This window comes from Acinetobacter sp. YH12231, from assembly GCF_013417755.1.
GTDB lineage: Bacteria > Pseudomonadota > Gammaproteobacteria > Pseudomonadales > Moraxellaceae > Acinetobacter > Acinetobacter amyesii.
In genome coordinates this window covers 26,258-34,346 of sequence record NZ_VPDJ01000029.1, presented here as the reverse complement: position 1 = coordinate 34,346, position 8,089 = coordinate 26,258, and the positions used below count along the sequence as shown (strand labels likewise).

General features: G+C 44.6%; 5 protein-coding genes, 4 pseudogenes and 1 other annotated feature. Of the genes and pseudogenes, 3 read left to right on the top strand and 6 right to left on the bottom strand.

Features of this window, described 5'->3' with window-relative positions; genetic code table 11:
- The first annotated feature begins 198 nt into the window (after positions 1–198).
- The 3 genes from aac(3)-IId to FTV11_RS15030 all read left to right on the top strand — a co-directional run bounded on the left by aac(3)-IId (position 199) and on the right by FTV11_RS15030 (position 2,909).
- Entirely contained in the window at positions 199–1,059 is an 861-nt protein-coding gene (gene aac(3)-IId / locus FTV11_RS15040) for an aminoglycoside N-acetyltransferase AAC(3)-IId (RefSeq protein ID WP_000557454.1), read from the top strand.
- A 12-nt stretch (positions 1,060–1,071) separates the two neighbouring features.
- Entirely contained in the window at positions 1,072–1,614 is a 543-nt protein-coding gene (locus FTV11_RS15035; RefSeq protein WP_000587837.1) for an AAA family ATPase, read from the top strand.
- 590 nt (positions 1,615–2,204) lie between these two features.
- Positions 2,205–2,909, top strand: a complete 705-nt coding sequence (locus FTV11_RS15030; RefSeq protein ID WP_001067858.1) for an IS6-like element IS26 family transposase — start codon at positions 2,205–2,207, stop codon at positions 2,907–2,909.
- A gap of 157 nt (positions 2,910–3,066) precedes the next feature.
- Here the strand turns inward: FTV11_RS15030 and FTV11_RS15025 are convergent.
- The 6 genes and pseudogenes from FTV11_RS15025 to FTV11_RS15000 form a co-directional block, all read right to left on the bottom strand.
- Positions 3,067–3,696 (bottom strand): annotated as a pseudogene (locus tag FTV11_RS15025) (HipA N-terminal domain-containing protein); the annotation flags it as partial.
- A gap of 214 nt (positions 3,697–3,910) precedes the next feature.
- A pseudogene (locus FTV11_RS15020) lies at positions 3,911–4,229 on the bottom strand (helix-turn-helix domain-containing protein); the annotation flags it as partial.
- A gap of 301 nt (positions 4,230–4,530) precedes the next feature.
- Positions 4,531–4,917 carry a carboxymuconolactone decarboxylase family protein gene (locus tag FTV11_RS15015; RefSeq protein ID WP_177155611.1) on the bottom strand — a complete coding sequence of 129 codons (387 nt, stop codon included), beginning with the start codon at positions 4,915–4,917 and terminating at the stop codon, positions 4,531–4,533.
- Positions 4,917–5,315, bottom strand: a pseudogene (locus FTV11_RS15010) (aldehyde dehydrogenase family protein); the annotation flags it as partial. The pseudogene FTV11_RS15010 and the gene FTV11_RS15015, both read right to left, overlap by 1 nt.
- Before the next feature lie 262 nt (positions 5,316–5,577).
- Positions 5,578–6,636, bottom strand: a complete 1,059-nt coding sequence (locus FTV11_RS15005; protein WP_004281883.1) for a 2,3-butanediol dehydrogenase — start codon at positions 6,634–6,636, stop codon at positions 5,578–5,580.
- A 121-nt stretch (positions 6,637–6,757) separates the two neighbouring features.
- Positions 6,758–7,991 (bottom strand): annotated as a pseudogene (locus tag FTV11_RS15000) (IS3 family transposase).
- Positions 7,600–7,716, bottom strand: a sequence feature (AL1L pseudoknot). (Overlaps the previous pseudogene by 117 nt.)
- Positions 7,992–8,089: the final 98 nt, after the last annotated feature.

Here is an 8,089-nt window from a genome sequence, read left to right as displayed (position 1 = left end):
CTAGACAAAATGACACCAAATGAGTTTTACTATGATCAGCTACCCCAACAAAACAAGGTGGCTTAACTAGAGCGGAATATCACTTATAAATACGCTTTTAGTTGTTCAAACAAGTGGGACCACCTCTATATCTCGATAGGTATAGTAGAGTGATATCTCGATAGGTATAGTGTTTTGCAGTTTAGAGGAGATATCGCGATGCATACGCGGAAGGCAATAACGGAGGCGCTTCAAAAACTCGGAGTCCAAACCGGTGACCTCTTGATGGTGCATGCCTCACTTAAAGCGATTGGTCCGGTCGAAGGAGGAGCGGAGACGGTCGTTGCCGCGTTACGCTCCGCGGTTGGGCCGACTGGCACTGTGATGGGATACGCGTCGTGGGACCGATCACCCTACGAGGAGACTCTGAATGGCGCTCGGCTGGATGACGAAGCCCGCCGTACCTGGCTGCCGTTCGATCCCGCAACAGCCGGGACTTACCGTGGGTTCGGCCTGCTGAATCAATTTCTGGTTCAAGCCCCCGGCGCGCGGCGCAGCGCGCACCCCGATGCATCGATGGTCGCGGTTGGTCCGCTGGCTGAAACGCTGACGGAGCCTCACGAACTCGGTCACGCCTTGGGGGAAGGATCGCCCGTCGAGCGGTTCGTTCGCCTTGGCGGGAAGGCCCTGCTGTTGGGTGCGCCGCTAAACTCCGTTACCGCATTGCACTACGCCGAGGCGGTTGCCGATATCCCCAACAAACGGTGGGTGACGTATGAGATGCCGATGCTTGGAAGAGACGGTGAAGTCGCCTGGAAAACGGCATCGGATTACGATTCAAACGGCATTCTCGATTGCTTTGCTATCGAAGGAAAGCCGGATGCGGTTGAAACTATAGCAAATGCTTACGTGAAGCTCGGTCGCCATCGAGAAGGTGTCGTGGGCTTTGCTCAGTGCTACCTGTTCGACGCGCAGGACATCGTGACGTTCGGCGTCACCTATCTTGAGAAGCATTTCGGAACCACTCCGATCGTGCCTCCGCACGAGGCCGTCGAGCGCTCTTGCGAGCCTTCAGGTTAGAGGCCGTCGACAATGATAATCTGGATCAACGGACCTTTCGGCGCCGGAAAGACGACGCTCGCTAAGCGGCTGCGCGATCGGCGTTCCAAATCGCTGATCTTTGACCCCGAGGAAATCGGGTTCGTGGTGAAAGAAACGGTCCCCATGCCAGCGAGCGGAGACTATCAGGATCTCCCCTTGTGGAGGGGACTTACGATCGCGGCGGTCAGGGAGATTCGAAGGAATTACTCGCAGGACATCATCATCCCAATGACGCTCGTGCACCCGGACTATCTGACTGAGATACTCGACGGGGTAAGGCGGATCGACGATCAGCTGCTGCACATCTTTCTGACGCTCAACGAGGACCTATTGCGTCACCGGATCGCGAACCAGACCATGCATCCTGACCCGAATCGAAATGCGGAGATTCGAGAGTGGCGATTAGCGAATGTCGCCCGATGCTTGGCCGCAAGGGAACGGCTTCCATGCACAACCCGTGTTCTCGATAGTGGTGCACACACCAGCGATGAACTCGCAGCGATGGTGCTCGACGGAATCGATGGGCGCACCTGATCGCCTTCGACGCCTGCGCAAAGCGTAGCGCGAGGGTGGCGGGCTCACGACCAAACGCCCAGAGGTCGATCATCGCAGGGATGTTTGGCTTTGTGGTGCGGACGACGGGACTCGAACCCGTACTCTCACAGAGAAGCAGATTTTCGTACCACCTCGACTTTCGCCGCCGTCTGATGACGTTCGTGGTCTGGACTGTCCCTTCGCCATTGCCCGAAGGCTTTAGGCGCCGCCCGTCCAGTCTCTACACCTTCCCCCGAAGGGGCTTGGCTCGGGATTGGCTTAGGGTATTGCCCGTTAGCGTTCCCCGACTTTGAGCGGTTCTACTCCGCGGATTTCCCCGCGGGCACTCCAATTTTAAAGTCTGCTGCGTCTACCGATTTCGCCACGTCCGCCTTTTTTCGCCGTTCCTAGCGCTCGTGCGATGCACCTATGTTGCACCTAGCGCCGAATCGTTCTTCGTCATCCTGAAAAACCACGTCTCCTAAAGCCTTGCATAGCTTATCTTTTCTCCACCACGAACTTTTTTGGGCACTGTTGCAAATAGTCGGTGGTGATAAACTTATCATCCCCTTTTGCTGATGGAGCTGCACATGAACCCATTCAAAGGCCGGCATTTTCAGCGTGACATCATTCTGTGGGCCGTACGCTGGTACTGCAAATACGGCATCAGTTACCGTGAGCTGCAGGAGATGCTGGCTGAACGCGGAGTGAATGTCGATCACTCCACGATTTACCGCTGGGTTCAGCGTTATGCGCCTGAAATGGAAAAACGGCTGCGCTGGTACTGGCGTAACCCTTCCGATCTTTGCCCGTGGCACATGGATGAAACCTACGTGAAGGTCAATGGCCGCTGGGCGTATCTGTACCGGGCCGTCGACAGCCGGGGCCGCACTGTCGATTTTTATCTCTCCTCCCGTCGTAACAGCAAAGCTGCATACCGGTTTCTGGGTAAAATCCTCAACAACGTGAAGAAGTGGCAGATCCCACGATTCATCAACACGGATAAAGCGCCCGCCTATGGTCGCGCGCTTGCTCTGCTCAAACGCGAAGGCCGGTGCCCGTCTGACGTTGAACACCGACAGATTAAGTACCGGAACAACGTGATTGAATGCGATCATGGCAAACTGAAACGGATAATCAACGCCACGCTGGGATTTAAATCCATGAAGACGGCTTACGCCACCATCAAAGGTATTGAGGTGATGCGTGCACTACGCAAAGGCCAGGCCTCAGCATTTTATTATGGTGATCCCCTGGGCGAAATGCGCCTGGTAAGCAGAGTTTTTGAAATGTAAGGCCTTTGAATAAGACAAAAGGCTGCCTCATCGCTAACTTTGCAACAGTGCCCTATTTAGTATGAAATATGGGGTTTTTATAATTAAAACTTATCATTATTTGATCAATTGTCAATATAAAATATTAGAAATAGTATGTTTTAAGGTGGGGTTATAAGTCACTACCACGACTGAACTTCACTAACCAATGTTTTTTTACCTGATGATCTGCAAGTGTGTGATCTAAATAAAATAGGTCATCATGTCCTTGGGAGAGGAGTAGCTTTGGCCATTCACCTTGAACACCTGAAGAGCCGGCAATGAATAAGCCATAAGAGGCGAGCGATTCAATGAAGTGCTCTTTTCGTTCTATAATCTCACTTAGGCTAAAGCCTATATTTTGATCAGTCGGAAAGCTCCTTTGCAGCCACTCATGAGCTTCTTTAATACGTAAATGTCCAATCGGGTTGCCAGCTCCAGCTTTTAAAAGTGCCCAATCTGCTTGTTCTTGTGCATTTTCACTGTAATTTAGTTGTCTTAATAATTCTTTACGACCATAGCCCTGTGGAAGTAAATCCATTAAGAAAGCAGGCCAAGTTTCATTAATTTTATTTTGTACATTCACAGGAAAATGATAGGCGAGTGCATGGCCATCATGTAAGTCCATATAAGAAATTGCATATTCAAATAAATATGAAGTACGAGTTGGTGTTTGCCAACCATGCTCATTTTCACCCATCAACTCAACAATTGCACAGTCAAGCCACTGGTCATCCTGATAAATTTGAATGGTACAATATTTACTCATAACTTTATTAAAATAGTAAAATATATTAAATATTCTTATTATATACCTATTTTAATAAAATAATATTAATTATCTTTCTATTTGCTTGTTAGCCAGTATATTTCTACATGGGAATAACAAGTCATGTGAGTTGATCTCACCGGCTGCTATAGTTTGAGGCAACATCGTCAATAAACATTAGCAGACTACATTTATCAGCATGTCCTTCAAATTAATCATGATATGAGCCGTTAATAAGTCAGCTGCAATCATCCAAGAATGCGGTGTTTTCGTTAAAATATTGAATCCATGAATGCTGGTCAGCTTTTCATGCACTAGATTCAGCCACTTGAGTCTAAAAGGAGCTTGGAATTACAGGTTTGACCATGTGCAGTAGGAGCTGATGCAGATGGACCTTGAGCTTTATATTTTTTCAGTAAGCGTCTGATCTGGCGTTCTGAAATGTGAAGTAGCTGAGCAGCCTGAGATTGGGTGATGCGTTGATCACAGATTTCTTGCAAGACCGACAATCGTTTAAGTTCTTTATCCGACATAAACACCAACATATCAAACCGTACGCTTCGATAATCGCAAAAGCGAGTATTCTTTACTTTGGAGAAACCGGACATTTCTATTTTGGAGTTACAAATGTTGTTGCTGTACTTCGTATAACATTGATTATGTTAAATTGATATCAAGTGGCAAAATTTTCATTAATTTTGATATATGGTAATGATTTACTCACTTTAATTGTCAATATTTCTTATGCTGAAAGTATTCATAGGTTTCAATCGCAAATAGAATAACCGCATTTAATAATGCGGTTATAATTTTAACCTTTGATTGGTAAAATTTTTAAATATTTTCCTGTTCATATTCTAAAATTGCTTCTTTTGCAATACGGAAACTATCTACAGCAGCTGGCACGCCACAGTAAATTGCTACTTGCAAGAGTACTTCTCGAATTTTGTCTTTAGGCACGCCATTACGTAAAGCTCCTTTAACATGTAGCTTCAATTCATGCGGACGGTTTAAGGCTGATATCATAGCCAGATTAATTAGACTACGTTCAGGTTTGCTCAGTTCTTCACGTCCCCAGACCGCCCCCCAACAATACTCCGTGACCAGTTCCTGTAAAGGTAAGTTAAAATCATCAGCATTGTTGATCGAATTATTGACATAAGCTTCGCCAAGCACCTGTTTACGAATCGCTAAACCTTTTTCAAATTTTTCATTACTCATTAGCCTAATCCTCCAAATAAGGTGTATTTGATTTCGAGATAATCTTCAATGCCATATTTTGAGCCTTCGCGCCCTAAACCTGACTGTTTAATTCCACCAAACGGTGCAACCTCATTTGAAATCAAGCCTTTATTAATTCCAACCATACCGTACTCGAGTTGTTCACTCATGCGCCACGCACGACCTAAATCTTGTGTGTAGCAGTAAGCAGCTAAACCAAATTCTGTGGCATTGGCCATCTCAATTGCTTGTTGCTCAGTTTCGAACTTAAAAATTGCAGCTAATGGTCCAAAAGTTTCTTGAGTTGCAACATCCATCTCTGCAGTTACATCGGCAATAATGGTCGGTTCGTAAAATAACTCACCAGCGCTGTGTTGTTTTCCACCTGCAACGGCTTTGTTGCACAAAGATTTCATAACTATATGATTTTAAAAGTTTTGATTATTTTTTGATCTAAAATTAAATCTATTTAAATCAGATGCTTACATATTTATGCAACAAAGCCTTATATCTTTACTAGGCTCTATGATCAAAATCATACTGGCACTCAACACTGTAAATTTGAGAATGAATCTGTACGTACAGACTCATTCTCTATCGATAAAGATATTAGAAATAGCTACATAGAGTTTATTTCTAGCTTATTCAAATTAGGCTTTACTATGGATGAACAATAATTTTTACAGCAGACTCATTATTATGAATCAGCGTTTCAAAGCCTTTAGAAACAAGATCATCTAATGCAATACGTTGGGTAATAAAAGGTTCTAGATTAATCTTACCTTGCTCGACTAAACGGATGGTTTCCTGATGGTCATTGACATAAGCAATCGTTCCACGAATATCGAGCTCTTTCATGACCACACTATGCACATTAATTGTGGCAGGATGGCTCCAAATAGAAACGATAACGACTACACCAGTTGGTTTCATTGCTGCAACGAGTGTATCCATGACTTTATTGACACTACTACATTCAAAAGCGACATCTACACCGCGGTCTTCTGTAATTTTCATTACCTCAGCAACTACATCAACCTTAGATGGGTCTAGTACATAATCGGCAACACCCGCTTCTATCGCTTTTTCTTTACGTTTTGCACTCAGTTCAGTAATGATAACCGTGAGACCTTTAGCCTTTAAAATAGCAGATAAAAGTAAGCCTATTGGGCCTGCTCCACCAACCAGTGCGATATCGCCAGCTTTTGCGCCACTTCTGACATAGGCATGATGACCGACAGATAAAGGTTCTATCAATGCTGCTTGGTCTAAAGGAATATCATTTGAAATAGGATGTACCCAACGCCGCTGAACTGCAATTTTTTCAGAAAGACCACCACCGCGTCCGCCTAAACCAATAAAGTTCATATTTTTTGATAAATGATACTTATCATTGGGGCCAGTCGGCACATCGTCAGCAATAATGTAGGGTTCAACTACGACATGTTGCCCAATTTGGATATCATCTACACCCTCTCCAACTGCATAAACCACGCCTGAAAATTCATGTCCCATTGTTACAGGTGCAGATTCTCCCGAAATTGGGTGTGGGTGACCACAAGGTGGAATAAAAATAGGACCTTCCATGAATTCATGTAAATCCGTACCGCAAATACCACACCACGCAACTTGAATTCCAACTGTGCCTGGAAGTACTTTCGGTTCAGGGATATCTTCAATTCGAATATCCCCTCGGTCATAAAAACGAGCTGCTTTCATTTTGTATTCCTTATATTGATGTTAACGGTAAACCATTCCACCATCTGTCAAAATAGACTGACCTGTAATGTAGTTTGTGAACTGAACCGTACCGGGTTTGTCGGAGACTTTTTTATTTAAGTTAGGCCACCTGACCTAACGGGTTAATCTTATCATAGTACATTGCTTCAAACTCAAAAGGTGATACATAACCCAGTGCACTGTGTACACGCTCTTTATTGAACCAATCTACCCAGTTTAGTGTCGCAAGTTGTACATCTGCTAAACCTTGCCAATCCGCTTTTAAATATTCAATCACCTCTGTTTTGTATAAGCCATTCACCGTTTCAGCCAAAGCATTATCGTATGAATCACCGGTCGTACCGACTGATGCTCGTAAATTTGCTGCTTCTAAACGATTGGTATAACGAATGGAAAGATATTGCACGCCTCTGTCACTATGATGAATCACGTTCTTTGGCATGCCTCGATCATGCAATGCTTGCTCCAGTGCATCGAGCACCATATCTGTATTCATACGTGTTGATACTTTCCATCCAACAATTGCTCGCGAGAACACATCAATAATAAAGGCGGTATAGACCCAGCCTGAATGAGTTTGAATATACGTGAAGTCAGCGACCTGAGAAGCATTGCTTCGCAAGGGTCAGGATGATCTGCATTAAAATTGCGTTTTACTAAGTCATCTGCTCGTTTTTGATCATCTCGGCTACGGGTGGTTTGTTTATTCTTACCACGCCAAACACCTTGTATACCTAGCTTCTGCATCAATCGAGCAACTGTACAACGTGCGATAACATAACCTTCACGTTTCAATTGTTGCCAGACCTTACGCACACCATATCGACCTAAACTTTCTTTCCAAATACGTTTGATTTGCTCTGCATGATATAAATCATGCAGAGCACGTTTCGCTCGATGTTCTGGGTTATCAACGAGATCTAAAGCCCGATAATAGGTCGAAGCTGCAATCGGTAAAATTCTACAAATCGCTTCAACACCATATCGATCTTTATTGTTCTGGATAAAATCCACCATTATTTGTGTGGGCGGTCGAGCTCCGCCTGGGCGAAAAAAGCGGCTGCTTTACGTAGAATTTCATTGGCACGTTTTAATTCTTTAATTTCACGTTCCATTTGCTTCATTTTTTCTTGGTCAGATATCTGTTGTACTTTGGCAGGATTTAGTTGATCCATATGCTTTAAATACCAAACACGCAATGTTTCAGGAGTACAACCAATCTTAGGTGCAATAGCTGTGATTGCAGCCCAAGTAGAAGGATAATCTTTTTCAGATTCAATCAATAATTGAACCGCTCTTTCTCTGATTTCAGGGGTATATTTTGGTTTTGTCATTGGAACATTCTCTCAAGAAAGTTGGTCTCCGACAAACCCGGTACGGTTCAGTCTCAATTTTCACACTTTATGCAACAGAGTCGTTTTTATCCTAAGGT

Coding starts and splice junctions, on each gene's coding strand:
- FTV11_RS15030 (WP_001067858.1), top strand. CDS start 2,205: ATGAACCCATTCAAAGGCCGGCATTTTCAGCGTGACATCATTCTGTGG.
- FTV11_RS15005 (WP_004281883.1), bottom strand. CDS start 6,636: ATGAAAGCAGCTCGTTTTTATGACCGAGGGGATATTCGAATTGAAGAT.
- FTV11_RS15035 (WP_000587837.1), top strand. CDS start 1,072: ATGATAATCTGGATCAACGGACCTTTCGGCGCCGGAAAGACGACGCTC.
- FTV11_RS15015 (WP_177155611.1), bottom strand. CDS start 4,917: ATGAGTAATGAAAAATTTGAAAAAGGTTTAGCGATTCGTAAACAGGTG.